The sequence below is a fragment of the Rhodoglobus sp. GW821-FHT12B09 genome (genome assembly GCF_058809925.1).
In genome coordinates this window covers 88,773-114,856 of the sequence record NZ_JBXATB010000004.1, presented here as the reverse complement: position 1 = coordinate 114,856, position 26,084 = coordinate 88,773, and the positions used below count along the sequence as shown (strand labels likewise).

Genomic DNA, 26,084 nt, shown 5'->3' with positions numbered 1-26,084 from the left:
TCCGTTGCGGGTGCCCGTGAAGGGACGATCGCCGGATCTCGGCGACGGGTGCGGCGCGGCGCGCGGGACGGGTGCGGGCGCGCGGCGGCGCGCTAGTCGACGCGGCCGGCGATGAGCGGGCCGCCGTTGTCGATCGCGGAACCGGGGTCCCCGATCGCGTAGGCGCCCTCGAGGGCCTCGACGGCGCGGGCGAACCGGGCCGCGTCCGAGGTGTGCAGCGTGAAGAGCGGCTGCCCCTTCGTGATCGTGTCGCCGGGCTTCGCGTGCAGGTCGATGCCCGCGGCGTGGTCGACGGGATCCTCCTTGCGGGCGCGACCGGCTCCGAGGCGCCAGGCGGCGATGCCGAACGGCAGGGCGTGCTGCGTGGTGAGCACTCCGTCGCGGTCCGCGGTGACCACCTGGGACTCGCGAGCCACGGGGAGCGCGGCATCCGGATCCCCGCCCTGCGCGGCGATCATCGCGCGCCAGGAGTCCATGGCGCGGCCGTCCTTGAGTGCCGCCTCCACGTCGGCGTCGGGCTGGCCGGCGAGCGCGAGCATCTCGCGCGCCAGGGCCACGGTGAGCTCGACCACGTCGGCCGGTCCGCCGCCGGAGAGCACCTCGACGGACTCGCGCACCTCGTTGGCGTTGCCGATGGCGAGCCCGAGCGGCACGTTCATGTTGGTCAGCAGCGCGACGGTCTTCACCCCGGCGTCGTTGCCCAGCCTCACCATGGTCTCGGCGAGCTCGCGGCTGCGGGCCGGATCCTGCATGAAGGCCCCGGAGCCGAACTTGACGTCGAGCACGAGGGCGGCAGTGCCCTCGGCGATCTTCTTGCTCATGATCGACGACGCGATGAGCGGGATCGCCTCGACAGTCCCCGTGATGTCGCGCAACGAGTAGAGCTTGCCGTCGGCGGGCGCGAGGCCGGAGCCCGCCGCGCACACGACTGCACCGACATCCCGCAGCTGCTGCATGAACTCGTCGTTCGACAGGTGCGCGCGCCAGCCCGGGATGCTCTCGAGCTTGTCGAGGGTGCCACCGGTGTGGCCGAGGCCGCGGCCCGAGAGCTGGGGAACAGCGACGCCGAAGGATGCCACGAGCGGGGCCAGGGGCAGCGTGATCTTGTCCCCCACACCGCCGGTCGAGTGCTTGTCCGTCGTCGGCTTGTCGAGCCCGTCGAAGTTGAGCGTCTCGCCGGACGCGATCATCGCGAGTGTGAGGTCGCGGATCTCCGAGCGCTCCATGCCGTTGAGGAAGATGGCCATCGTCATGGCCGACATCTGCTCGTCCGCGACATAGCCGCGGGTGTACGCGTCGATGAGCCAGTCGATCTGGGCCGTCGAGAGCACGCCGCGGTCGCGCTTGGTGCGGATGAGGTCGACGACGTCGAACGCCTCAACCACGGTAGGCCTCCAGAGTGCGGGGGCCGAACGCGTCGGGGATGACCTCGTCGATCGTCTTGATGCCCGAGACCGTCTCCAGGAGCATCCCGTCCGCGGAGTGCTCGAACAGCAGCTGCCGGCAGCGGCCGCACGGCATGAGCGCGTTGCCGTGGCCGTCGACGCACGTGAAGGCGACGAGCTTGCCGCCGCCCGTCATGTGCAGCGACGACACGAGGGCGCACTCGGCGCACAGCGTGAGGCCGTAGGAGGCGTTCTCCACGTTGGCTCCCGAGATCACGCGGCCGTCGTCGACGATGGCGGCGACGCCCACCGGGAAGTTCGAGTACGGCACGTAGGCGTGCTGAAGGGCATCCTTGGCGACGTCCCGCAGGGCGTCCCAATCAATGGACTGGGTCATGACTTTATATACGGCTTTCCGGACGCGGCTGGGCCGCGCACCTGTCCGACGAGGCCCGCGACCGCGAAGATCGTCACGAGGTACGGGAGCATCAGCATGAACTCGCTGGGCACCGGTGAGCCGATGATGCTCAGCACGCTCTGCAGGTTCGACGCGAAGCCGAACAGGAGGGCGGCCAGCGTCGCGCGGATCGGGTCCCACCGGCCGAAGATGACGGCCGCCAGGGCGATGAATCCGGCGCCCGCCGTCATCTCCTTGTTGAACCCGCCGACCGAGCCGAGGGTGAAGTACGCACCGCCGAAGCCGGCGATCGCGCCCGCGAGGGAGACGTTCCAGAAGCGCGTGCGGTTGACGTTGATGCCGACCGTGTCCGCCGCCTGGGGGTGCTCGCCGACGGAGCGCAGGCGCAGGCCCCACTTCGTCTTGAACAGGGCGAACCAGACCACGGCGACCGCAATGTACATGATGTAGACGATGATCGTCTGCCGGAACAGCACCGGCCCGAGGATCGGGATCTCGCCGAGGATCGGGATCGGGATCCGCTCGAAGCGCGGGGGGCTGTTGAGCACGGCCGCGTTCGGCGCGAGCACCTTGGAGAACAGGAAGCTCGTCAGGCCGACGACGAGCACGTTCAGCACCACGCCCACGATCACCTGGTCGACGATGTACTTGATCGAGAACGCCGCGAGCACGAACGACACGAGCACGCCCGCGATCGTCGCCGCGAGAAGGCCAGCGATCGGCTGCTGGGTGACCGAGGCCACGACGGCCGAGGCGAACGCGCCGGCGAGCAGCTGCCCCTCGATCGCGACGTTGACCACGCCCACCCGCTCCGAGATGACGCCTCCGAGCGCTCCGAAGATCAGCGGAACGCTGAGGCCGACGGTTCCCACGAGCAGCCCGGGGATCGGAATTGTCGCGTCCGCGGCAGCCCACGTCAGGAACGCCGCGAGGAACAGGAGCGCAAAGACCGCGGTCAGCCACAGCGGCGTCTTGCGCGCCCGGAAGGACAGGTACGCGGAGGCGATCGCGCCCAGGAACAGCAGCACGATCACGACAGTGGTCACCAGCGTGACGGGCGCGAAGATCGGCGGCAGCTGGATGAGGTCGCTATCGGTCGAGAGCTTGAAGGTGGTGGTGCCGCCGCGACCGCCGATCACGAAGATCAGGACCGCGATCACGGCGAAGGCGGCGAGGCCGATCGGCGGCTTCCAGTTGCGCACCGCCGCGCGCTCGAGCACGATCGGCGCCGCGGAGGGCACGCCGTGCGTAGTGGACTCGACGGTGCTCACTTGGTGGCCTCGGTCTTCCGTGCAGAGGTGACGGGGGTGCGGGGCGCCTTGACGACGCCGGGTATCGGCAGCCGGAAGATCGCCCTCACGAGCGGAGGTGCCGCGATGAACAGGACGATGAGCGACTGCACAACGAGGACGATGTCGATCGGGATGCCCTGCGCCGCCTGCATCGAATAGCCGCCGGCTTTCAGCGCACCGAACAGGATGCCCGCGAAGAACACCCCGATCGGCCGCGACCGGCCCAGCAGCGCGACAGTGATCGCGTCGAAGCCGATGCCCGCGTCGATTCCGCTCGAGAATCCGCTCGTGACCGTGCCGAGCACCTGCGCGACGCCCGCGAGCCCGACGAGGGCGCCCGAGATGAGCATCGCGTAGACGTAGATGCTCTTGACCTTGATGCCCGCGACCCGGGCCGCGTTGGGGTTCTCGCCGACGGCGCGGAACTGGAAGCCCAGACTGGACCGGTTGATCAGGTACCAGACGTAGGCCGTCGCGGCGACGACCACGATGAAGCCCCAGTGCAGGTTGTAGCCGGGCCCGAACAGGTCGGGGAACACTGCCGAGTCGAGCATCGGAGCCGACTTCGGGTTCGTCGAGCCGGGCGCCTGCAGCAGCCCGGGGGTGCGCAGCATGTAGCCGATCAGGTAGAACCCGACGTAGTTGAGCATGATCGTCACGATCACCTCGTGGGCGCCGGTCGTCGCCTTGAGCAGGCCGACGATGCCGCCCCAGATCGCGCCGGCGGCCATACCTGCCAGCACCGCGACGATGAGGTGCAGCGGGAACGGCAGGTCCCACGCGAAGCCGACGTAGCCCGCGGCACCGGCGGCGACGAGCATCTGCCCGCGTCCGCCGATGTTGAACAGGCCGACCCGGAACGACACAGCCACGCCGAGGCCCGCCGCGATGAGCGGGGTCGCGAACGTGAGCGTCTCCGTGAGCGGCCGGATGCCCGCCGCGAAACCGGGGCGCTTGAAGTTGTAGATCGAGCCCTGGAACAGCGCGGAGTACGCGCCGGACGCGGCATCCCAGATCGCCTTGATGGTGTCGCCCGGCCGGGAGAAGAAGTAGCCGGATGCCGCCTGCACCTGCTTGTCGGTGAACGCGATGAGAATCGCGCCCACCAGCAGGGCCAGGATGACAGCGAGCACCGAGATCATGGCGCTGCCGCCGAGGATCTCGCGCAGGACCTGCTGGGCCTTCGACGGCTCGGCGACTACCGTCGCGGGCTGACCGGGTTCGGGAGCCTCGGGCACCTGGCCCTTGACCGGGATCTGCTGGTCGCTCATGCCACCGACTCCTTCGTTGCAGCGGATGCAGTTGCGATCGACGCGGGGACCTCGCCGGCCATCATGAGGCCGAGCACGTCGCGCGGGGTGTCGCCGGGCACGATGCCCACGATCCCGCCGCGGTACATCACGGCGATACGGTCGGCGAGGGCCACCACCTCGTCGAGCTCCGTGGACACGACGATGACGGGCACGCCGGCATCCCGCGTCGCGACGATCCGCGTGTGCACGAACTCGATAGACCCGACGTCGAGGCCGCGGGTGGGCTGGGCGGCGACGAAGAGGCGCAGCGTGCGGCTGAGCTCGCGCGCGAGGACCACCTTCTGCTGGTTGCCGCCGGAGAGCCGGCCGACGTGCGTCGTGATCCCCTGCGCCCTGATGTCGAACTCCGTGACCTTCTCCTCCGCGAACTGCGCGAGCTCCTTCAGCTGCAGAGTGCCGGCCTTCACGAACGGCGGCTGGTCCGACCGGTCGAGCATGAGGTTCTCGGCGATCGTGAACTCGGCGACGAGCCCGTCCTCCGTGCGGTCCTCCGGAACGAAGCCCACGCCGGCATCGATGATGTGCCGCACCGACTTGCCGCGCAACGAGTTGCCGTCGAGGGTAATCGTGCCGGAGACCCTCTTCTGCAGGCCGATGAGCGCCTCGGTGAGCTCGGTCTGGCCGTTGCCCTGCACTCCGGCGATCGCGAGCACCTCGCCCTCGCGCACGTCGAAGCTCACGTTGTTGACGACTATCTGGTTGCGGGGGTCGAGCACCGTGAGGTTCTCGACGACGAGGCCGGCGGCGCCCGGCTTGGCCGGTCCCTTGTCGACGGTGAGGTCGACGGCGCGCCCCACCATGAGGGAGGCGAGCTCGGCGTTCGTCGCGGTCGGCGACGCCTCGCCGACGACCTTGCCCAGGCGGATGACCGTGATGCGGTCGGCGACCTCGCGCACCTCGCGGAGCTTGTGGGTGATGAAGACGATGGAGGTGCCGGCCTCTTTGAGCTGGCGCATGATGACCATGAGCTCGTCGGTCTCCTGCGGGGTGAGCACGGCGGTGGGCTCGTCGAACACGAGGACCTTCGCGTCCCGGGAGAGCGCCTTGATGATCTCCACGCGCTGCTGCACGCCCACGGGCAGATCGTCGACGAGGGCATCCGGGTCGACGTCGAACCCGAACCGCTGCGAGATCTCGCGCACCTTGGCGCGCGCGCCGGCGAGGTCGAGCAGACCGGGGCCCTTGGTGTCCTCGTGGCCGAGCATGACGTTCTCAGCGACGGTGAACACCGGGATGAGCATGAAGTGCTGGTGCACCATGCCGATGCCCGCCTTCATGGCGTCGCCGGGGCCGGAGAAGTGCTGGACCACGTCGTCCAGCAGTATCTCGCCCTCGTCGGCCTGGTAGAGGCCGTAGAGCACGTTCATGAGGGTGGACTTGCCAGCCCCGTTCTCGCCAAGGAGGCTGTGGATCTCGCCCGGTTCGACCGTCAGGTCAATGTGGTCGTTGGCGACCAGCGAACCGAACCTCTTGGTGATCCCGCGAAGTTCTAGCTTCATGTGAACCAATCTAATGCGCGGGCTTCGTCGACCGCGTGGGGGGAAAGTTAACGAGGTCGGGGAGACCAGCTGAGCTGGCCTCCCCGACCGGTGTGGTGCTAGTGACTAGCCAAGGTAGGACTTGACGGGGATGGTGCCGTCAATGATGCTCGCCTTGATCTTGTCGAGCTCGCCAGCGAGGTCAGGGGAGACCTTGTCGGCGAAGTTGTGGAAGTCGGCGTAGCCGACCCCGTCGTTCTCGAGCGTGCCGATGTAGGCGTCGCTCGAGAAGTCGCCGGCGGCGGCAGCCGAGACGACGTCGTCGGTGGCCTGCTTGATGCCCTTGAGGATCGACGTGAGGATGATGTCGTCCGTCTTCGGGTCCGTCACGAACAGGTCGGCGTCGACACCGACGAGGGCGATGTCCTTGCCCGAGTCAGTGATGGCGGCAACTGCCGACTGGTAGATCGGTCCGCCGACCGGGAGCAGCACGTCGGCGCCCTGGTCGATGAAGTTCTGCGCAGTCGACTTGGCGACGTCGTTGGCCTCGAAGCCACCGGTCAGCGTGTAGGTGCTGGGGTCGGCGGGGTCGTAGCCGAGGACCTGGACAGCGGTGCCCTTCTCGGAGTTGTAGTACGCAACACCCTGGGCGAAGCCGTCGGAGAAGATCGAGACCGTGGGGAAGTTCATGCCGCCCCAGGTCGCGACGATTCCGGCCTTCGAGTAGCTCGCCGCGGCGTAGCCGACGAGGAACGCGGCCTGAGCCGTGTTGAACACGATGGGCTTGATGTTCGGAGCGTCGACCTTGCCGTCGAAGTCGTTGTCAGCCGCGTCGTCGATGATGGCGAACTCGACGTCGGGGTTGGCGAGGGCAGCCTCGACCGTGGCGGCCGAGAGGGCGAAGCCGACCGTGACGATCAGGTTGCAGCCCTGGTCGACGAGCTGCTGGATGTTGGGGCCGTAGTCGGTCTCAGCGTCGGACTGCACGGTGATGGCCTCGACACCGAGCTTGTCAGCCGCGTCGTTGATGCCTTCGAAGCCGAGCTGGTTGAACGACTTGTCGTCGAAGCCACCGAGGTCGGAGACCATACAGGGGATGAAGTCGCTGGCACCTTCGGTGCTGTCGCCAGTGGATTCAGGTGCTGCTGCGCAACCGGCGAGCACGAGGGCGCTCGATCCGATCAGTGCGATACCGCCGAGTACGCGGCCGCGAGAGGTGATTCTCAAGGTGTCCTCCAAGATGCTGCCCGCCGAGGAACGTCGGGACATAGTGCCTTACAGGTTACATAAAGTTACGAACCCCGAACGGGCTAATTCCGGGCCGTCGCTGAAAGGTTACAAACTCGCGACGGCGCCGAAATCAGCCGGACACAAAGTGGGACGAAAACCGCCCGCTACCAGCTATTTGGGGGTGTTCGGGCTCGTCACGACGAGGGCGCCGCTGATGATGTCGGCGCGCAGTCCGTCGATCTCCGCCGACAGCTCGGGGCTCACCTTGCTCGCGAGGTCGTGGAACGGGGCGATATCGACCCCGCCGTTCTCGAGGGTGCCGACGTACTGCTTGTTGTCGAAGGTGCCGTCGATGCTCGACTTGACAATCTCGACGACCGCGTCGCCCGTGTTCTTCAGGACTGAGGTGAGCAGCACCGGGCGGAACTCCGCGGCGAGAACGTCGTAGCCGTCGGAGTCGACCCAGATGATCGACGCCTTGCCGTTCGAGTCGAGGGCGGCACGGGCCGCACCCTCGCCCACCTGGCCGGCGACGGGGAGGATCACGTCGGCGCCCTGGTCAATGAGCCCCTGCGTGATCGTGAGGCCCTTGTTGATGTCCTCGAAGTCGCCGGTGAAGACGCCGTCCTGCGCCGCCTTGTCCCACCCGAGCGCGACGACCGTGGTGCCGTGCACCTCGTTGTACTTGGCGACGCCGTCCACGAAGCCGTCCATGAACAGGGTCACGGGCGGCTGGTTGCCGCCGCCGAACGTGGCGACCTTCCCGGTCTTGGTCACGCCCGCGGCCAGGTAGCCGGCGAGGTAGGCCGCCTGGGCGGTGTCGAAGACGATCGGCTTGACGTTCGGGGCATCCACGACCTCGTCGACGATCGCGAAGTCGACGTCAGGGTTCTTCGCGGCCTGGTCGGCGGTCGCGTCCGCGAGCTCGTAGCCGACGGTCAGCACGAAGCCGCAGCCGGTGTCGACGGCCTGCTGCACGTTGGGGGCGAGGTCCGTCTCGGAGTTGGAGACGAGCACGTCGGCGTCGATGCCGAAGTCCTTCTCGGCCTGCTGGAGGCCCTTCCAGCTCGCGTCGTTGAACGAGCGGTCGTCGAGGCCGCCGGAGTTGGTGACCATGCGGGCGCAGAACTGCTCGCCCCCGCCGTTCTCGCCCGGCTTCTCCGGCGCGGGCGCGCAGCCGGCGAGCAGGAGCACGGCGGCGCCGATCACGGCGCTGGCACGGAATGCAAATGACTTCGACATGCGTGAAACGTTACCGCTCAGAGCACGTCGTTGCGCCCCGAGAGCTTGAGCGCGTCAACGACGGCCTTGACGCGCTGGGCGTTGGCCGTGGTGGTCACGAGGAGGGCGTCTGGGGTGTCGACGACCACGATGTCGGTCACGCCGATGAGCGAGATGAGCCTGCCGCTCTGGCTGATCACGACGCCCGTGGAGGCGTCGGCGAGCACGCGGGCATTCTCCCCGAGGATCGCGAGGTCGGACTTACGGCCGCCCGAGTGCAGCTTCGCGATCGAGGCGAAGTCCCCCACGTCGTCCCAGTCGAAGTCGCCCGGGATGACCACGAGCCTGCCCGCGGCCGCGGCGGGCTCGGCAACCGAGTAGTCGATGGCGATCTTCGTGAGCCGCGGCCACACCCTGTCGACGACGGCGCCGCGGCGGGGGGTGTCCCACGCCTCGGCGAGCTCGGTGAGGCCCGCGAGCAGTTCGGGCTGCGATTCGCCCAGCTGCGCGAGGAGTACGTCGGCGCGCGCGATGAACATCCCGCCGTTCCACAGGTGGTCGCCGTCGGCGAGGTACCGCTCCGCCGTCGCGAGGTTGGGCTTCTCGACGAACGACTCCACCCCGACGGCGTTCGGCGCGCCCTCGATGGCGAGCGGGCCGGCGCAGTGGATGTACCCGAACCCGATCGCGGGCTCGGTCGGCGTGATGCCGATCGTGGCGATGTAGTCGGCGCGGGCGGCGGCGATGCCCTCGCCCACAGCACGCCGGAAGCCGCGGATGTCGCGGATGACGTGGTCGGCGGCGAACGACCCGACGATCACGCCGGGCTCCCGCTTCAGCAGGATCGCGGCGGCGAGCCCGATGGCGGCGGACGAGTCCTTCGGCTCGCTCTCGAGCACGACGTTCGGGTCGGCCAGCTCCGGCAGCTGCTCCTCCACAGCGGCGCGGTGCGCGCGGCCCGTGACGACCATGATCCGGTCGGAGCCGGAGAGCGGGACCAGCCTGTCCCACGTGTCCCGCAGCAGGGTCTGGCCGGAGCCGGTCAGGTCGTGCAGGAACTTCGGGGCGTCCGCCCGCGACAGCGGCCACAGGCGCGAGCCGATGCCGCCGGCGGGGATCACGCTGTAGAAGTCGTCGAACGCCTTCGGTGTGCTCATAGCGTCAAACTTAGACTTAAGGAGCCATTCACCCCGGCTCCATGGCACCGGCCCCGTCCCGCCATCCGGCCTTCCTAGCGTCATAGTCATGCGCGTAGTGGTCGTCAGCGAGAGCTTCCTCCCCACCGTCAACGGAGTCACCAACAGCGTCAAGAAGGTACTCGACCACCTTGCCGCGAACGGGCACGAGGCGATCGTCATCGTCCCGGCCGCAGGAGCACCGAAGGAGTACGCGGGATTCCGCGTGCACGAGGTGCCCGCTATCGCCTACCGCCAGTTCCCGATGGGACTGCCGAGCCCGCTCGTGCAGAAGCTCATCGCGGACTTCAGGCCGGACGTGATCCACGCCGCCTCGCCCTTCCTGCTCGGAGCACAGGCGATCGCCGCGGGCGGGCGGCTGGGCATCCCCTCGGTCGCCATCTTCCAGACCGACGTCGCCGGCTACGCGCGGCGCAACCACCTCGGGGCCCTCACGAAGGCGGCCTGGCGGATCGTCCGCTGGATCCACGAGGGCGCGGACCTCACTCTCGTGCCCTCGAGCGCGTCGATGGCCGACCTCGAGGCGGCGGGCGTCCAGCGCCTCGCGCGCTGGGGCCGCGGGGTCGACCTCACCACGTACCACCCCAACAAGCGCGCGGATGCCGCCACCCAGCGGCTGCGCCAGCGGCTCGCCCCCCGCGGCGAGGTGATCGTCGGCTACGTCGGCCGCCTCGCCCCGGAGAAGCAGGTCGAGCGCATGGCCGCGCTGCGCGGGCTGGAGGGCATCAGGCTCGTCCTCGTCGGCGACGGGCCCTCGATGCCCGCCCTCAAGAAGCAGCTGGCCGGGATGCCCGTGGCCATGCTCGGCTCGATGGGCGGCGCCGACCTCGCCACCGCGTACTCGAGCTTCGACGTCTTCCTGCACACCGGCACTGAGGAGACCTTCGGCCAGACCGTGCAGGAGGCGCACGCGACCGGAATCCCCGTCGTCGCGCCGCGGGCGGGCGGCCCGATCGACCTCGTCGACCACGGCGTGAACGGATTCCTCTATACCCCCGGAGACGACGCCCAGCTGCGCGCCTTCGTCGAGGGCCTTGTGATCGACGACGAGCTGCGGGCCCGCATGGGAGAGGCTGGCCGGCGGGCCGTGCTCGGAAAGTCGTGGGCGTCGATCTGCGACGAGCTCGTCGGGCACTACGAGAGCGTCATCGCGCGCCGGTCTGCGCCGGTGGCGCTGTAATCGCTAAAGAATCCGGGTTCTTACCAAAACAATCTCGACATCAAGCTATTTAGGCGGGCCTAAGCGGCGGGCGCCGTTCGGCCGCAATACACTGGGAAGCGTCCGCTTTCCGGACATAACCCGGCCGCCAGGTTCGACAGAAGCAGCGCGGCCCTCATTCCGCAAGGAGGGGTTGCTCGTGCCAGAGAAGACGGCGGGTACCCTGGTGGGCGACAAGCCCGCCGCGCCCAAGATCGCCATGCCCAGACGTCCGGCGGGAACGCTGTACCGGGGCCGCGAGGGCATGTGGTCGTGGGTGCTGCACCGCATCACCGGTGTGGCCATCTACTTCTTCCTGCTCGTGCACATCCTCGACACCGCCCTCGTGCGCGTGAGCCCCGAGGCGTACAACGCGGTGATCAACACCTACAAGACGCCGATCATGGGCCTGGGCGAGACAGCCCTCGTCGCGGCGATCGGGCTGCACGCCCTCAACGGACTCCGGATCATCCTCATCGACTTCTCCAGCTGGGGCACCAAGCACCAGAAGCTGATGTTCTGGATCGTCATCGGGCTCTGGGCAGTCCTCCTCATCGGCTTCGTGCCGCGCCAGTTCATGCACATCTTTGGAGCGCACTGATGTCCCTGATCGAAGCACCCCGCAGCCCCGCGATCCAGCGGCGCAAGAAGCGCGGCATCAACTGGGAGAAGTGGGGCTGGATCTACATGCGCGCGAGCGGTGTGGTCCTCGTCGTCCTCATCTTCGGCCACCTCTTCGTCAACCTCGTCGCGGGCGAGGGCGTCAACGCCATCGACTTCGCGTTCGTGGCGGGCAAGCTCGCCGACCCGTTCTGGGTCGTGTGGGACACGCTGCTGCTCTGGCTCGCCCTCATCCACGGCGCCAACGGCATCCGCACCATCATCAACGACTACGCCAACCAGCCGGTCGTGCGCCGCATCCTCCTGGGCGCGGTCGCGGTCTCGACCGCCGTCCTCCTCATCCTTGGGACCCTTGTGATCTACACGTTCGACCCCTGCCCCGCCGGCTCCCCGGCCGACCTGCTCCCCAGCTTCTGCCCGGTGCCCTAGTGGCTGAGTTCGAAGACGGCGCCGTGGTTGACGGCGTGCACTACCACCAGTTCGACATCGTCATCGTGGGCGCGGGCGGTGCCGGGATGCGCGCCGCCATCGAAGCCGGACCGCACGCCCGCACCGCGGTGATCTCCAAGCTCTACCCCACCCGCTCCCACACCGGGGCAGCGCAGGGCGGCATGGCCGCGGCGCTCGCCAACGTGGAGGAGGACAACTGGGAGTGGCACACCTACGACACCGTCAAGGGCGGCGACTACCTCGTCGACCAGGACGCGGCTGAGATCCTCGCGAAGGAGGCCATCGACGCGGTCATCGACCTCGAGAACATGGGCCTCCCCTTCAACCGCACGCCCGACGGCAAGATCGACCAGCGGCGCTTCGGCGGTCACACCCGCGAGCACGGCAAGGCCCCTGTGCGCCGCGCCTGCTACGCCGCCGACCGCACCGGCCACATGATCCTCCAGACGCTGTACCAGAACTGCGTGCGGCTCGGCATCAACTTCTTCAACGAGTACTACGTGCTCGACATGGTCATGACCGAGGTCGACGGCGTCGAGCAGCCCTCCGGCGTCGTGGCCTACGAGCTCGCGACCGGCGATCTCCACGTCTTCCAGGCGAAGGCGATCGTCTTCGCGACGGGCGGCTTCGGCAAGATCTTCAAGACGACGTCCAACGCCCACACCCTCACCGGTGACGGCGTCGGCATCATCTGGCGCAAGGGCCTGCCCCTCGAGGACATGGAGTTCTTCCAGTTCCACCCGACCGGGCTCGCGGGCCTCGGCATCCTGCTCTCCGAGGCCGCACGGGGCGAGGGCGCGATCCTGCGCAACGCCTCCGGCGAGCGCTTCATGGAGCGGTACACGCCGACCCTGAAGGACCTCGCCCCCCGCGACATCGTCGCGCGGTCGATGGCCCTGGAGATCCGCGAGGGCCGCGGCGCCGGCCCGAACAAGGACTACCTCTACCTCGACATCACGCACCTCGAGCCCGCGGTGATCGACGAGAAGCTCCCTGACATCACGGAGTTCGCGCGCACCTACCTCGGTGTCGAGCCGTACACCGAGCCGGTGCCCGTGCTCCCCACCGCGCACTACGCAATGGGCGGCATCCCGACCAACGTCGACGCCGAAGTGCTCCGCGACAACACCACGGTCGTGAAGGGCCTCTACGCGGCGGGCGAGTGCGCCTGCGTCTCCGTTCACGGCTCCAACCGCCTCGGCACGAACTCGCTGCTCGACATCAACGTCTTCGGCAAGCGCGCCGGCCAGAACGCGGTGAAGTACGTGCAGGGCGGCGTGGAGTTCCTCCCCCTGCCGGAGAACCCGACTGCGGGCATCCAGAAGATCCTCGACATGGTGCGCTCCGGTGACGGCACCGAGCGCATCGCGGTGATCCGCAAGGAGCTGCAGGACTCCATGGACCGCAACGCGCAGATCTTCCGCACCGAGGAGAGCCTGAAGGAGGTCACGGAGCTCATCGAGACGCTCCGCGCCCGCTACAAGAACATCCAGGTGCAGGACAAGGGCAAGCGCTTCAACACCGACCTGCTCGAGGCCGTCGAGCTCGGCTTCCTGCTGGACCTGGCGGAGGTGCTCGTCTACTCCGCGCGCTCGCGCCACGAGTCCCGGGGCGGGCACATGCGCGAGGACTACCCGAAGCGCGACGACGAGAACTTCCTCGTGCACACGATGGCCTACCTCGTGGGCGACCCGGAGTCCGCAGACGCGGGTGAGCACATCCGTCTCGACTGGAAGCCTGTCGTGATCACGAACTACCCGCCGATGGAGAGAAAGTACTGATGTCGAACGCAGTCATGGAGTCCAAGCCGAGCGTGCCGGAGGAGATTCCGACCTTCACCGCGACGCTGATCATCCGCCGCTTCGACCCGGACGTGGACACCGAGCCCCGCTGGCAGGACTTCGACGTCGAGCTGCACGGCACCGACCGCGTGCTCGACGCCCTCCACAAGATCAAGTGGGAGCAGGACGGCTCGCTCACGTTCCGCCGCTCGTGCGCCCACGGCGTCTGCGGCTCTGACGCCATGCGCATCAACGGCCGCAACCGCCTCGCCTGCAAGACGCTCATCAAGGACCTCGACATCTCGCAGCCGATCTACGTCGAGGCGATCAAGGGCCTTCCGCTGGAGAAGGACCTCGTCGTCGACATGGAGCCGTTCTTCGACTCCTTCAAGTCGGTGAACCCGTTCCTCATGGCCGGCGGCCTGCCCAAGGACGGCAAGGAGCGCAAGCAGAGCCCCGTCGAGCGCGCGCGTTTCGACGACACCACCAAGTGCATCCTGTGCGCGGCCTGCACCTCGAGCTGCCCCGTGTTCTGGACCGACGGCCAGTACTTCGGCCCGGCCGCGATCGTCAACGCGCACCGCTTCATCTTCGACTCCCGCGACGAGAACGCCCAGGTGCGCCTGGACATCCTCAACGACAAGGAGGGCGTCTGGCGCTGCCGCACGACCTTCAACTGCACGGACGCCTGCCCCCGCGGCATCCAGGTGACGCAGGCGATCGCCGAGGTCAAGCAGGCGATCCTGCGCGGCAAGCCGTAGGTCGCGCCCCGTTCGCTCGCTCGACGCTCGGCCGTGCGGTCGTTCGCGCGCTCGCGCGTTCGCTCGCTCGGGAGTTTCGGTCGCTCGTCGTTGTCTGAGCGGGCACAACTCCCGACTGGACGCGCGTGGGCGGGACCGCGCCCAAAAACCGGCCCCGCCTCCTGCGTTCTGGGGGCGCAGGGGCGGGGCCGTGGCCTCCCAGATTGACGTCGAGGAGGCGGGACGGGTATGTCCTACCTAGGGAGACTCCCGAATCGCGCAACTATGACGCGGGCCGGCGAAACTATTCCGGTGGCGCGGTGGCGCGGTGGCGCGGCCGCGCGTGGCGCGGCGGCGCGGCCGCGCGGTGGCGCGGCCGCGCGGTGACGCTACAGCTTCCTGGTCGCGCTACAGATGTTTCAGTAGCGCAACTCGAATTCTGTAGCGCGACGTGCGGCACGACCGGACCCGCGGAGCACAGGGAAGCGCTCAGCCGACGAGGTTGATCGCGATTCCGCCGGAGTTGCTCGCGAGGCCGAGCGGCGTGATGAGCTTGTTGACGAGCTCGTCGACAGTGCCCAGGACATTCCCGAGGATGCCCGTGCCGAGCAGCCCCTTCAGGTACTCCCGGTCGACGGTCTGCACGAGGTCGAGCGAGGCGAGCCCGCCCGGAATGGCCGACGCGCTGATCGAGTAGCTGCCGTCCGCGCTCACTGTGGTGGTCGCGTAGACCTGCCCGAGCGCCTGCAGGGACACCTGCGCACCGGGGGTACCGGTGCCGCTCAGGCTGATGCTGACGGTGGCGATCTGGCCGTCGTCATCCGTGATCGTGTCGACCACCGAGTCGACGACGGTGCCGACTCCCCCGACGACGCCGTCGACGTTGGAGGGGTCCACGGGCGAGGGCGTCGGCGTGGGGGCGTCCACGTCGACCGCGAGCGGACCCTGCGCCACAGTGCCGGCGCCGGGGTCGCTGGTCGACGTGGCCGAGGTGGTGTCGGCATCCGGTGCATTCGAGGTGATGGCGACCACGCCGCCGCCGAGCGCGACCGCGATCGCGAGCCCGCCGACGAGGGCGACGGGCGCCGTGGCCGAGCCGAACAGTCCGAGCGCGCCGGCTCCGGCACCGGCGGCTGCCGCCCCGGCCCCGATGGCCTCCGGGAGGGCGGGGATGGCGTCCGCGGCGGCGGCCATCGCCGAGCCGGCGTGGCCGAAGGTCGCGAGCATAGCGCCGCCCGCGACACCCCCGAGCAGGATCGGCAGCATGACGAGCGCGAGACGCGAGCCGACCTCGTCGACCTCCTCGGCGATGATCGAGCACTTGGCGCAGGTGGCGAGGTGGAACGACATGCGCTCCTGGTCGCGTGCGCTCAGACTGTGGCGCGCGTGCTCGCCGACGCGGGAGATGGTCCACTGGCACTCGCCCGAGGCGGAGGCGTCGTTGATGTGGGCCTGCAGCCACGCCTTCCGGAGGCCCTCGCGGGCGCGGTACGAGAGCGCGGCGACGCCGTTGGCCGTCATGCCGAGGATGGGCGCGACCTCGTGCGGGTCCATGCCCTCCACCTCGGTGTACCAGAGCACGGACTGCCAGCGCTCGGGCAGGCTGCGGAACGCGCGCGCCGTCAGGGTGCGGTCGAGAGCCAGAGCTGCCGGGTCGTCGATCGTGTCCGGATCTTCGAAGTCTGCGATGTCATCCACCTGGACGTCCCTGGATTTGGCGCCCCAGGTCGATGCGAGATTGCGGATGGTCGTGTACAGGTACGGGCGGAATGCGCCGGTCGGGCCGCCGCCCGCCAGAACACGTTGATAGATGCGCGTGTAGGCCTCGGAGACGAGGTCATCGGCATCTATAGACGACGTGAACTGGCGGGCGACTCGTGCCCCCGAGCGATAATGACGGCGCCACAGTTCTGCGAACGCACGCTGGTCCCCCGACCGCGTGCGCTCAACCAGTGACTCGTCCGAAGTGGTTGGCTCCGGACCTTCATTTTCGCTCATCCCCCTGATCCATTCCCGGGTCCTCTTTTATTGTCCCCTGTGGGATGAAGGTTGCACTAGTACTTCCTTCATACAGAGAGACCCCACTACGGGTGGATTATGACGCGAAGTCAAGAAACTCGCGGCACCCCCTCTTCGGGGGCCACGGCTCAGCCCGCCGCAGCCTTTCGCGCGGAGGCGGCGTCCGAGGCGCCCAGGGCTGCCGCTGCTCTGGCCTTCGCCTGCTCCAGAGTGACGGTCGCCAGCTCGGCCCGCACGTCCGCGAGCGCGGCGGGCGTCATCGAGAGCGTGGTGGCACCGAGGCCGACGAGCACGACGGCGAGCTGCGGGTCCGCCGCCGCCTCGCCGCAGATGCCGACGCCCTTGCCCGCGGCGGCGCCCGCGTCCCCGAGCATCTTGACCAGTCGAAGGACCGCGGGATGCCACGGGTCCTGGTAGCTCGCGACCGAGCCCAGCATGCGGTCCGCCGCCAGCGTGTACTGGGTCAGGTCGTTGGTGCCGATCGACACGAAGTCCGCTGCCGCGAGCACCTGGTCGGCCATCACCGCGAGCGACGGCACCTCGGCCATCACGCCCACGGTCTTGAGCCCGAGCGCCTTGCCGAGCTTCACGAAGTACTTGGTCTCCTCGGCGTCCGCCACCATCGGCGCCATCACCCAGAGGTCGGCCTCGGTGGCATCCTGCGCCCCCTTGAGCGCGGTGAGCTGGTCGAGCAGGATCTGCTCGCTCGCCCGCAGCGCGCGCAGCCCGCGGAGGCCGAGGGCCGGGTTCTCCTCGTGGGCGGCGTTGAGGAAGGCGAGCGGCTTGTCCGCGCCGGCGTCGAGGGCGCGCACGACGACCTTCTTGCCGGGGAAGTACGAGAGCAGCTCGGTGTACTTCTCCTGCTGCTCCTTCACCGTCGGCGCCGTCTTGGAGTCGAGGAAGAGGAACTCGGTGCGGAACAGGCCGACGCCCTCCGCGCCGAGCTCGACCGCGCCGGGGCCGTCCTTCGGAGAGCCGACGTTCGCGAGCAGCGGCACCTTCGTGCCGTCGGCGAGCGCGCCGTCCACGATCGGGATCGTCGAGGCCGCGGCACGGGCCGCGATGCGGGAGTTCGCGTCGGCGATGAGCGCCTCGCCGGGGTCGGACGTGACGAGGCCGGCCGCGGCATCCACCACCACCACCGTGCCGTCCGCGAGGTCGAGCGCCCCCGTGACCCCGACGATGGCAGGGATCGACTTGGAGCGCGCGAGGATCGCGGTGTGGCTGGTCGGGCCGCCGTCGCGGGTGATGAGGCCGAGCACCTTGTCGAGGTCGAGCAGGGCCGTGTCGGCGGGCGCGAGATCGGGGGCGACGAGGATGAACGGGGTGTCGCTCGTGGGCACGCCAGGAGCCGGAACGCCGCGAAGGTGGGCGATGATGCGCTGGGCGACATCGCCGAGGTCGGTCGCCCGCTCGGCCATGTAGCCGCCCATGCCGATCAGGATCTCCTGGAACGCGGCGAAGGCCTCGAAGACCGCCCGCTCGCCTGTCGTGCCGGAGTCGATGCGCGCCTTGACGTCGTCGCTCAGCGTCGGGTCCTGCGCCATCATGGACGCGGCCTCGAGCACGGCCTGCGCCTCGCCGCCGGCCTTGGCGCCCTTCGCGGCGAGCTCCTCCGAGACGGCGGTGAGCGACTCCTGCACCCTCGCGTACTCGGCCGCCGCGTCGCCGGCGTGGCTGCCGGCCTCGGGCTCGGGCAGGGGGTCGGGCATCCTGAGGATCGGGCCGACCGCGATACCGCGCCCGACACCCACTCCGTGCAGTTCCATTGAATTGGTCCTCTCCGTCGACGTTGCCCGGGGCCAGCCTAATGTCAAGGCTTCGGGTCGCCGCTCCCGGGCCCCCTAGGGTGAGGGAATGGCGTTGAAACAGCGGATCGCGGCCGTCGTCACGCGGGTGCAGAAGCTCAAGCCCGTGCGGGTGTTCATGCAGTACAACGCGAAAGGCGGCCCTCTGCTGGCCGCCGGGCTCTCGTACCAGGCGCTGTTCGCGGTGTTCGCGGCGATCTGGGTGGGGTTCGCCATCGCGGGCTTCGCGATCAAGTCCAACCCGGAGCTCGAGCAGGCCTTCCTCACGCTGCTGCAGACCAACGTGCCGGGCCTCATCGATACCGGTATGGGCGGGGCCATCAATGCCGACTCCCTCTTCTCCTCCGGCATCCTGACCTGGACCGGCGCGATCGCCGCTGTCGGCCTCCTCTTCACCGCGCTCGGCTGGCTCGCCTCGGGCCGCGACGCCGTGCGCCTGCTCTTCGGCCTGCCCACCGCCCCGACGAACTTCCTGCTGCTCAAGCTCAAAGACCTCGGCCTCGCCCTCGGGTTCGGGCTGGCCATGGTGCTCTCCGCCGGCCTCTCCGTGTTCAGCACGGCGGCGCTCAGCTCGGTGTTCGACTGGCTCGGCGTCGACCAGGAGTCGGACCTCGCCATCATCGCCGCCCGGGCGGTCGGCCTCCTCATCGTTCTTGTGCTCGACGCCGTGGTGCTCGGCACGTTCTACCGGATCGTCTCGGGCATCCACATCCCGTTCCGCCAGCTCGCGCAGGGCGTGCTGCTCGCCGCCATCGCGCTCGGCGTGCTGCAGGCGCTCGGAAGCTCGCTGCTCGGCGGCGCCACGAAGAACCCCCTGCTCGCGTCGTTCGCCGTCATCATCGGACTCCTCATCTGGTTCAACCTGATCTGCCAAGTCACGCTCGTGGGGGCGACCTGGATCGCCGTGAGCTCGGACGACGACGGAGTCGACCTGAGCGGGCGCCGGATGAAGGGGCGCAAGACCTCGGAGCCGCCGACCGGTGTCGGTGCCGCTCTCTAGGCTTGGGGCATGGCCCTCCGCATTGCGTCCGTGAACACCAACGGGGTTCGCGCCTCGTTCCGCAAGGGGATGGGCGACTGGCTTGCCGACCGCAACGTCGACATCCTCGCGATGCAGGAGGTGCGCGCGTCCACGGAGGACCTCGAGGCGCTCCTCGGGCCGGAGTGGGACATCCTGCACGACGCGGCCACCGCGAAGGGCCGCGCGGGCGTCGCGATCGCCTCGCGCAACAGAGCAAGCATCCACCGCGTCGCCCTCGGCGCCGACGACTTCGACAGCGCGGGCCGCTGGCTCGAGGCCGACTACGAGGTCGACGGCAGGGTCGTGACCGTCGTGAGCACCTACGTGCACTCCGGGGTCGCGACCGACGCAGCGAAGATGGCGGAGAAGTGGAAGTTCCTCGACGCCATGGAGGAGAGGATGCCGGAGCTCGCCCGGCACAGCGAGTTCGCCGTGATCGTGGGCGACCTCAACGTCGGCCACCGCGAGCTCGACATCCGCAACTGGCGCGGCAACCGGAACCAGGCCGGGTTCCTCCCCCGCGAGCGCTCCTACTTCGACAGGTTCTTCGGCCCGCTCGGCGAGCCGGTCGAGGGAGTCGACGGCACGACGGGCCCCGGTCTCGGCTGGGTCGACGTCGGCAGGAGATGGGCCGGCGAGGTCGACGGCCCCTACACCTGGTGGTCGCAGCGCGGTCAGGCGTTCGACAACGACACCGGCTGGCGCATCGACTACCACGTGGCGACGCCCGCCCTCGCGGCAACTGTCGCGAACTACGCCGTCGACCGCGCGGCGGCCCACGACCAGCGGTGGAGCGACCACGCGCCGGTCGTGGTGGACTACGCGATCTAGCCCGCCGACCTCGGCCTGCCATTCCGTCTGGAAGAATCGGGGGATGAGCACCAAGCCCCGACTCTTCTCCGGCATGCAGCCCTCCGCCGCCTCCCTCCAGATCGGCAACTACATCGGGGCGCTGCTGCAGTGGAAGGAGCTGCAGGAGACGCACGACGCCGTGTTCTGCGTGGTCGACCTGCACGCGATCACGGTTCCGCAGGACCCGGCGCAGCTGCGCGAGGCCACCCGCCGCACGGCGGCCCAGTACATCGCCGCCGGCATCGACCCCGCGCAGTCCATTCTGTTCGTGCAGTCGCAGGTCGCCGCGCACGCGCAGCTGGCGTGGGTCCTCAACACGATCACCGGGTTCGGCGAGGCGAGCCGCATGATCCAGTTCAAGGAGAAGTCGCAGAAGCAGGGGGCGGACGGCACCAACGTGGGCCTGTTCACCTACCCGATCCTGCAGGTGGCCGACATCGTCCTCTACGACACGGAGATCGTCCCCGTCGGGGAGGACCAGCGCCAGCACATCGAGCTCGCTCGCGACCTCGCCACCCGCTTCAACCAGCGGTTCGGCGACACCTTCGTGGTGCCCGAGGTGAGCATCCAGAAGGAGACCGCGAAGGTCTACGACCTGCAGGAGCCCGGGAACAAGATGAGCAAGTCGGCATCCTCGGAGAAGGGCGTCGTGTGGCTGCTCGACGAGCCGTCGGTGAGCGCGAAGAAGATCAAGTCGGCGACCACCGACAGCGAGGGCAGCGTGCGCTTCGACCAGGCCGCCAAGCCCGGCATCTCCAACCTGCTCACTATCTACTCGGTGCTGACCGGCCGGTCGATCGCCTCTCTGGAGGACGAGTACGCCGGGCACGGGTACGGCGACTTCAAGTCAGGGCTCGCTGAGGTCGTGACGGAGACCTTCGGCCCGATCAGGGCGCGGGCGCTGGAGCTTCTCGATGACAGGGCCGAGCTCGACCGCATCCTCGCCGGCAATGCCGACCGGGCGGCGGAGATCGCGGATGCGACGCTCGCGCGCGCCTACGACCGCGTCGGCTTCCTGCCCCGCGCATGATCCCGGTCGCCCTCACCACCGAGCGCCTGGTGCTCGACCAGCCGACCCTCGCCGACGTGGCCCTCATCGCCGAGTACTGCGCCGACCCGCTGTTCGAGACCACCATGAACACGCCCTGGCCCTACGAGCGCAAGCACGCTGTCCAGTTCGTCGAGTCGCTCGTGCCGATCGGCTGGGAGGACGAGCGCGAGTACACCTGGGCGATCCGGGCGGGGGACGACCTCGTCGGGATGATCGGCGCGCGCGGGGCATCCGGCGACGTCGGCTACTGGCTGGGTGCGCCCCACCGCGGCCACGGGTACATGACGGAGGCAGCGACGGCCGTCGTCGACTGGCTGTTCGCACAGGGCTGGGCCTCGATCGCGTGGGAGTGCGCGCCGGGCAACCTTGCCTCGGCCGGGGTCGCGCGCAAGCTCGGCTTCACGCACACGGGCGAGGGGCCGACCGCGCTGGCCGCCCGAGACGGGGCCCCCGCAACCGCGTGGCACGGGATGCTCGCCGCCACCGACGACCGCAGCGAGAAGCCCGGTTGGCCGCTGCCGTGATCCGCGTCGCACTGTTCGACCTCGACGACACGCTCTTCCACCACCGTCAGGCGGTGCGGGACGGCATCGCCGCGCACGTCGCCTCGACGCTGCCGGAGGTCGACGCCGCGGCCCACCTCGATCGCTGGGACGCGCTCGAGGAGCAGCACTACCACCGCTACCTCACCGGCGAGCTCGACTACCTCGGCCAGCGCCGTGCCCGCGCTCGCGACTTCATGGCCGGGTTCGACGTCGCCCTCGACTCCGACGCCGACGCGGAGGCCTGGTTCGAGGAGTACCTCCTCGAGTACGTGCGCGCGTGGACGCTCTACGACGACGCGCTCCCCTGCCTGCGCGCGCTGACGACGGCGGGCCTCCGTCTCGGGATGATCACCAACGGGATCCCGAGTTTCCAGCAGCCCAAGCTCGACACGCTCGAGCTCGCCGCCCACTTCGAGCACGTCGTCACGAGCGGGGAGTTCGGCGTCCCCAAGCCGAACCCCTCGATCTTCCTCCACACCTGCGCGCTGTTCGGGGTCGACCCGTCCGAGGCGGTGTACGTCGGCGACCGGCTGCACACCGACGCGATCGGCGCCCGTGACGCCGGGCTCACCGGGGTGTGGCTGCTGCGCGACCGCGAGCCGTCCCCGGACGAGCAGGCCGAGGCGGCGGCCGGCGTGCACGTGATCCGGTCGCTCGCGGGGCTGCCGGCGCTGCTGGCTGGTTGAGTAGTGCGCTCTGGCGCGCGTATCGAAACCCGCTGGTTGAGTAGTGCGCACTAGCGCGCGTATCGAAACCCGTCGGTTGAGTAGAGCGCTCTGGCGCGCGTATCGAAACCGGTTGAACGAGGGCGAGGTTTCGATACGGCCCTAGAGGGCCTACTCAACCCACCGGGTTTCGATACGGCCCTAGAGGGCCCACTCAACCCCCCTCCGGGAATACTCCCCGGCCCCCGGCGTTACACTCGTCGTAGTAAACGTGCTCCGGGGTCGGTGAAAGTCCGAACCGGCGGTGATAGTCCGCGAGCCCTCCGCAAGGAGGGTTGACCTGGTGGAATTCCGGGACCGACGGTAATGGGTTGGCAGCAGCCCTCAGTCCGGATGAGAGGAAGCACGGCGGTTCGGCATTGTCGATCCGCTTAACCCGGAGTCCGTCTTTCGAGAAGACCAGGACACGGATGAACCAGACCTACCAGACCGCGATGCGCCACGCGCTCGCCCTCGCGGCCAACGGGCCGGCGCTCGGCGTCAACCCCCAGGTCGGCTGCGTGCTCCTCGACGCGGAGGGCACCATCGTCGCCGAGGGCTGGCACCGCGGCGCCGGCACACCGCACGCCGAGGTCGACGCGCTCTCCAAGGTCGCGGATGCGACCGGCCTCACCGCCGTCGTCACCCTCGAGCCCTGCAACCACACGGGCCGCACGGGGCCCTGCTCGCTCGCACTCATCGCGGCGGGAATCACGAAGGTCGTCTACGCGATCTCCGACCCCGGCAAGAACAGCTCCGACGGGGCGCAGACCCTCCGCGACGCCGGAGTCGCCGTCGAGTCGGGCGTGCTCGCCGACGAGGCCGAGGAGTTCCTGCACGTGTGGCTCACCGCGGCCCGGCTCCAGCGCCCGTACGTGACCGTCAAGTGGGCGTCCACCCTCGACGGGCGGGCGGCCGCCGCCGACGGCTCCAGCCAGTGGATCACCGGCACCGCCGCGCGGCAGCGGGTGCACGAGCAGCGCGCCGCCAGCGACGCCATCCTCGTCGGCACCGGCACCGTGCTCGCAGACAACCCCACGCTCACGGCGCGGGGCGACGCTGGCGAGCTGCTCGAGCAGCAGCCCCTCCCCGTGGTGATCGGCACGCGCCCGATCCCGGGCGACGCGAAACTGTGGGACCACCCGCGCGGCGTGCTCGAGACGGGCTCCCGGAACCTCGACGAGGTGCTCACGTGGCTGTTCGAGCAGGGCATCCGCCGCGCTTACGTCGAGGGCGGCCCGACACTGGCCAGCGCGTTCATCGCCGCCGGGCTCGTCGACGAGTACCTCGTCTACCTCGCGCCGAAACTGCTCGGCGGCGACAAGCTCGCCGTGGACGACATCGGCGTCGCGAGCATCGGCGAAGCCCGCGAGCTCCGTATCACCGCCGTCGAATCACTGGGCGACGACCTCCTGATCACCGCCCGCCCGAAGGAGTAACCATGTTCACCGGAATCATCGAAGAGCTCGGCGAGGTCACCGCCTGGGAGCGGGGCGCGGATGCCGCCCGCCTGACGGTCCGCGCACCCCTCGCCGTCTCCGACGCCAAGCACGGCGACTCGATCTCGGTCAGCGGCGTGTGCCTCACCGTCGTCGACCAGGGCCCGGACTGGTTCACCGCCGACGTCATGGCCGAGTCGATCGCCATGAGCTGGTTCGACGCCATGTCGGCCGATCGCCGCGTGAACATCGAGCGCGCCGCCCAGGTCGGCGACCGCCTCGGCGGCCACATCGTGCAGGGACACATCGACGGCACGGCGACGCTCATCTCGGAGACGGACGGCAGCGCCTGGCGCGTCCTGCGGTTCAGCCTGGCGCCGGATGTCGCCCCCCTCGTCGCCCGCAAGGGCTCCATCGCCGTCGACGGCGTCTCCCTCACGGTGAGCGCGGTCGGCACGGACTGGTTCGAGGTGTCCCTGATCCCCGAGACCCTCACCGCCACCACGCTCGGCGGCCTCACGCCGGGCGATCGCGTCAACATCGAGACGGACATCCTCGCCCGCCACGTCGCACGACTGAAGGAGTTCGCATGAGTCTCTCCACCATCCCCGAGGCCATCGAGGCGCTGCGGGACGGTCGGCCGATCATCGTCGCCGACGACGAGGGCCGCGAGAACGAGGGCGACGTCATCATCGCCGCCGAGCTCGCCAGCCAGGAGTGGATCGCGTGGATGGTGAAGCACTCCTCCGGCTTCATCTGCGCGCCCATGACGAACGAGATCGCCGACAAGCTCAACCTGCCGCCGATGGTCGCCGTCAACGAGGACCCCCGCGGCACCGCGTACACCGTCTCCGTCGACGCCGCCGACAGGCTCAGCACCGGGATCAGCGCGGCCGACCGGTCGCACACGCTCCGCGTGCTCGCGAACCCCGACTCGACGCCGGGCAGCCTGCACCGCCCCGGCCACATCCTCCCCCTGCGCGCCGTCGACGGCGGCGTGCGCGAGCGGGACGGGCACACCGAGGCCGCGGTCGACCTCATGAAGCTCGCGGGCCTCTCCCCCGTGGCCGCGATCTCCGAGATCGTCGCCGACGACGGCGAGATGATGCGCCTGCCCGGGCTCCTCGAGCTGGGGCTCCGCGAGGGCGTGCTCGTCATCACGATCGCGGCCCTCATCGAATGGCTGCAGGAGCACCGCTGCGACACCATCCCGGAGGCCATCGAGCCGCTCCCCGAGTTCAAGCGCGTGTCGTTCGAAGTCGAGACGACGATCCCCACCGACCACGGTCCCTTCACGGTGCGCGCCTACCGCGACCGCTCGACGGGGGCCGACCACGTGGCCTTCATCAAAGGTCCGCTCCATGATGGCGCGCTCGTGCGCGTGCACTCCGAGTGCCTCACGGGCGAGGCGTTCGGCTCGCAGAAGTGCGAGTGCGGCCCGCAGCTCCAGGCCGCATTGGACACCGTCCAGCAGGAGGGCGGAGTCGTCGTCTACCTCCGCGGGCACGAGGGCCGCGGCATCGGCCTCATCAACAAGCTGCGCGCGTACCGCCTGCAGGAGGACGGCCTCGACACCCTCGACGCCAACCTGGCGCTCGGCCTCCCGGCTGACGCGCGCGACTACGGCGCCGCATACGCGATCCTCAAGGATGTCGGCCTCACGTCGATCCGCCTGCTGAGCAACAACCCCGAGAAGCGCCGCCAGCTCGAGGAGCGCGGCGTGGTGGTGACCGAGCTCGTCCCGCTCGTCGTGGGCGTCGGCGAGAACAACGAGGGCTACCTCGAGACCAAGCGCGACCGTATGGGGCACGCGCTCCCCACCAACGAAGTACTAGAAGAGAAGGCACACTCATGAGCGGCGAAGGCCACCCCGTACTCGACACCGACGGCACTGGACTCAAGGTCACCATCGTCTCCGGACTCTGGCACCACGCGATCGCCGACGGCCTCCTCGCCGGCGCGAAGCGGGTGCTGGATGCCTCGGGCGCAGAGATCACGATCGTGCAGGTCCCCGGCAGCTTCGAGCTGCCGCTGGCGAGCAAGGCGGCGCTGGATGCCGGTGCCGACGCCGTCGTGGCACTCGGCGTCATCGTGCGCGGCGGCACGCCCCACTTCGAGTACGTGAGCGCCGCCGCGACGGACGGCCTCACGAGGGTCGCGCTCGACACCGGCAAGCCGGTCGGCTTCGGCGTCCTCACCCTCGACGACGAGCAGCAGGGCCTCGACCGCGCCGGTCTGCCCGGCTCGAAGGAGGACAAGGGCGCGGAGGCCGCAGAGGCGGCACTCGCGACGGCGATCGTGCTGCGGGGCATCCGGGGCTAG

24 protein-coding genes and 1 riboswitch are annotated in these 26,084 nt (G+C 69.3%); of the genes, 14 read left to right on the top strand and 10 right to left on the bottom strand.

The window, feature by feature from the left end:
• Window positions 1-92 precede the first annotated feature (92 nt).
• From AC1RTC_RS09980 to AC1RTC_RS09945, 8 genes are all read right to left on the bottom strand, one after another.
• Window positions 93-1,385, bottom strand: coding sequence for a thymidine phosphorylase (locus AC1RTC_RS09980; RefSeq protein WP_493155378.1), 1,293 nt, complete (start codon window positions 1,383-1,385; stop codon window positions 93-95).
• Window positions 1,378-1,782 carry a cytidine deaminase gene (locus AC1RTC_RS09975; RefSeq protein ID WP_493155377.1) on the bottom strand — a complete coding sequence of 135 codons (405 nt, stop codon included), beginning with the start codon at window positions 1,780-1,782 and terminating at the stop codon, window positions 1,378-1,380. Before AC1RTC_RS09975 ends, AC1RTC_RS09980 begins: the two co-directional genes overlap by 8 nt.
• Window positions 1,779-3,074 (bottom strand): ABC transporter permease, encoded by a 1,296-nt coding sequence (locus AC1RTC_RS09970; protein ID WP_493155376.1) that lies wholly within the window; start codon window positions 3,072-3,074, stop codon window positions 1,779-1,781. The genes AC1RTC_RS09975 and AC1RTC_RS09970 overlap by 4 nt, the downstream gene beginning before the upstream one ends.
• A complete protein-coding gene (locus AC1RTC_RS09965) occupies window positions 3,071-4,366 on the bottom strand; it encodes an ABC transporter permease (protein WP_493155375.1) in 1,296 nt (431 codons plus the stop codon). The genes AC1RTC_RS09970 and AC1RTC_RS09965 overlap by 4 nt, the downstream gene beginning before the upstream one ends.
• On the bottom strand, window positions 4,363-5,907 hold the full coding sequence (locus AC1RTC_RS09960) for an ABC transporter ATP-binding protein (RefSeq protein WP_493155374.1): 1,545 nt from the start codon (window positions 5,905-5,907) through the stop codon (window positions 4,363-4,365). The genes AC1RTC_RS09965 and AC1RTC_RS09960 overlap by 4 nt, the downstream gene beginning before the upstream one ends.
• 105 nt (window positions 5,908-6,012) lie before the next feature.
• Window positions 6,013-7,113: a BMP family lipoprotein gene (locus AC1RTC_RS09955; protein ID WP_493155373.1), complete on the bottom strand. Its 1,101-nt coding sequence runs from the start codon at window positions 7,111-7,113 to the stop codon at window positions 6,013-6,015.
• A gap of 174 nt (window positions 7,114-7,287) precedes the next feature.
• Window positions 7,288-8,358: a BMP family lipoprotein gene (locus tag AC1RTC_RS09950; RefSeq protein WP_493155372.1), complete on the bottom strand. Its 1,071-nt coding sequence runs from the start codon at window positions 8,356-8,358 to the stop codon at window positions 7,288-7,290.
• Between the two features lie 17 nt (window positions 8,359-8,375).
• Window positions 8,376-9,494: a mannose-1-phosphate guanylyltransferase gene (locus AC1RTC_RS09945; RefSeq protein ID WP_493155371.1), complete on the bottom strand. Its 1,119-nt coding sequence runs from the start codon at window positions 9,492-9,494 to the stop codon at window positions 8,376-8,378.
• A gap of 88 nt (window positions 9,495-9,582) precedes the next feature.
• Between AC1RTC_RS09945 and AC1RTC_RS09940 the strand changes: the two genes are divergently transcribed.
• From AC1RTC_RS09940 to AC1RTC_RS09920, 5 genes are all read left to right on the top strand, one after another.
• A complete protein-coding gene (locus AC1RTC_RS09940) occupies window positions 9,583-10,713 on the top strand; it encodes a glycosyltransferase family 4 protein (protein WP_493155370.1) in 1,131 nt (376 codons plus the stop codon).
• A 238-nt stretch (window positions 10,714-10,951) separates the two neighbouring features.
• Complete coding sequence (gene sdhC, locus AC1RTC_RS09935; RefSeq protein ID WP_493155577.1) at window positions 10,952-11,332, top strand: succinate dehydrogenase, cytochrome b556 subunit; 381 nt, start codon at window positions 10,952-10,954, stop codon at window positions 11,330-11,332.
• Window positions 11,332-11,781 (top strand): succinate dehydrogenase hydrophobic membrane anchor subunit, encoded by a 450-nt coding sequence (locus AC1RTC_RS09930; RefSeq protein ID WP_493155369.1) that lies wholly within the window; start codon window positions 11,332-11,334, stop codon window positions 11,779-11,781. The genes sdhC and AC1RTC_RS09930 overlap by 1 nt, the downstream gene beginning before the upstream one ends.
• On the top strand, window positions 11,781-13,583 hold the full coding sequence (gene sdhA, locus AC1RTC_RS09925) for a succinate dehydrogenase flavoprotein subunit (RefSeq protein ID WP_493155368.1): 1,803 nt from the start codon (window positions 11,781-11,783) through the stop codon (window positions 13,581-13,583). The genes AC1RTC_RS09930 and sdhA overlap by 1 nt, the downstream gene beginning before the upstream one ends.
• Window positions 13,583-14,344, top strand: a complete 762-nt coding sequence (locus tag AC1RTC_RS09920; RefSeq protein ID WP_493155367.1) for a succinate dehydrogenase iron-sulfur subunit — start codon at window positions 13,583-13,585, stop codon at window positions 14,342-14,344. The genes sdhA and AC1RTC_RS09920 overlap by 1 nt, the downstream gene beginning before the upstream one ends.
• Before the next feature lie 468 nt (window positions 14,345-14,812).
• On the opposite strand, the gene AC1RTC_RS09915 is transcribed toward AC1RTC_RS09920, so the two are convergent.
• Together AC1RTC_RS09915 and ptsP are read right to left on the bottom strand one after the other, a co-directional pair.
• Complete coding sequence (locus tag AC1RTC_RS09915) at window positions 14,813-16,321, bottom strand: sigma-70 family RNA polymerase sigma factor (RefSeq protein WP_493155366.1); 1,509 nt, start codon at window positions 16,319-16,321, stop codon at window positions 14,813-14,815.
• 149 nt (window positions 16,322-16,470) lie between these two features.
• Complete coding sequence (ptsP, locus tag AC1RTC_RS09910; RefSeq protein ID WP_493155365.1) at window positions 16,471-18,111, bottom strand: phosphoenolpyruvate--protein phosphotransferase; 1,641 nt, start codon at window positions 18,109-18,111, stop codon at window positions 16,471-16,473.
• Between the two features lie 88 nt (window positions 18,112-18,199).
• Between ptsP and AC1RTC_RS09905 the strand changes: the two genes are divergently transcribed.
• From AC1RTC_RS09905 to ribH, 9 genes are all read left to right on the top strand, one after another.
• Window positions 18,200-19,150, top strand: coding sequence for a YihY/virulence factor BrkB family protein (locus AC1RTC_RS09905; RefSeq protein WP_493155364.1), 951 nt, complete (start codon window positions 18,200-18,202; stop codon window positions 19,148-19,150).
• A gap of 9 nt (window positions 19,151-19,159) precedes the next feature.
• Window positions 19,160-20,002 (top strand): exodeoxyribonuclease III, encoded by an 843-nt coding sequence (locus AC1RTC_RS09900; protein WP_493155363.1) that lies wholly within the window; start codon window positions 19,160-19,162, stop codon window positions 20,000-20,002.
• 43 nt (window positions 20,003-20,045) lie between these two features.
• Entirely contained in the window at window positions 20,046-21,053 is a 1,008-nt protein-coding gene (gene trpS, locus AC1RTC_RS09895) for a tryptophan--tRNA ligase (protein ID WP_493155362.1), read from the top strand.
• Window positions 21,050-21,598, top strand: a complete 549-nt coding sequence (locus AC1RTC_RS09890) for a GNAT family N-acetyltransferase (RefSeq protein WP_493155361.1) — start codon at window positions 21,050-21,052, stop codon at window positions 21,596-21,598. Before trpS ends, AC1RTC_RS09890 begins: the two co-directional genes overlap by 4 nt.
• Entirely contained in the window at window positions 21,595-22,305 is a 711-nt protein-coding gene (locus AC1RTC_RS09885) for an HAD family hydrolase (protein WP_493155360.1), read from the top strand. The genes AC1RTC_RS09890 and AC1RTC_RS09885 overlap by 4 nt, the downstream gene beginning before the upstream one ends.
• A gap of 247 nt (window positions 22,306-22,552) precedes the next feature.
• A riboswitch (FMN riboswitch) is annotated at window positions 22,553-22,694 on the top strand.
• A gap of 60 nt (window positions 22,695-22,754) precedes the next feature.
• Window positions 22,755-23,762 carry a bifunctional diaminohydroxyphosphoribosylaminopyrimidine deaminase/5-amino-6-(5-phosphoribosylamino)uracil reductase RibD gene (ribD, locus tag AC1RTC_RS09880; RefSeq protein WP_493155359.1) on the top strand — a complete coding sequence of 336 codons (1,008 nt, stop codon included), beginning with the start codon at window positions 22,755-22,757 and terminating at the stop codon, window positions 23,760-23,762.
• A gap of 2 nt (window positions 23,763-23,764) precedes the next feature.
• Window positions 23,765-24,355, top strand: a complete 591-nt coding sequence (locus AC1RTC_RS09875) for a riboflavin synthase (protein ID WP_493155358.1) — start codon at window positions 23,765-23,767, stop codon at window positions 24,353-24,355.
• Window positions 24,352-25,617, top strand: a complete 1,266-nt coding sequence (gene ribB / locus AC1RTC_RS09870; RefSeq protein WP_493155357.1) for a 3,4-dihydroxy-2-butanone-4-phosphate synthase — start codon at window positions 24,352-24,354, stop codon at window positions 25,615-25,617. Before AC1RTC_RS09875 ends, ribB begins: the two co-directional genes overlap by 4 nt.
• Entirely contained in the window at window positions 25,614-26,084 is a 471-nt protein-coding gene (ribH, locus tag AC1RTC_RS09865) for a 6,7-dimethyl-8-ribityllumazine synthase (RefSeq protein ID WP_493155356.1), read from the top strand. Before ribB ends, ribH begins: the two co-directional genes overlap by 4 nt.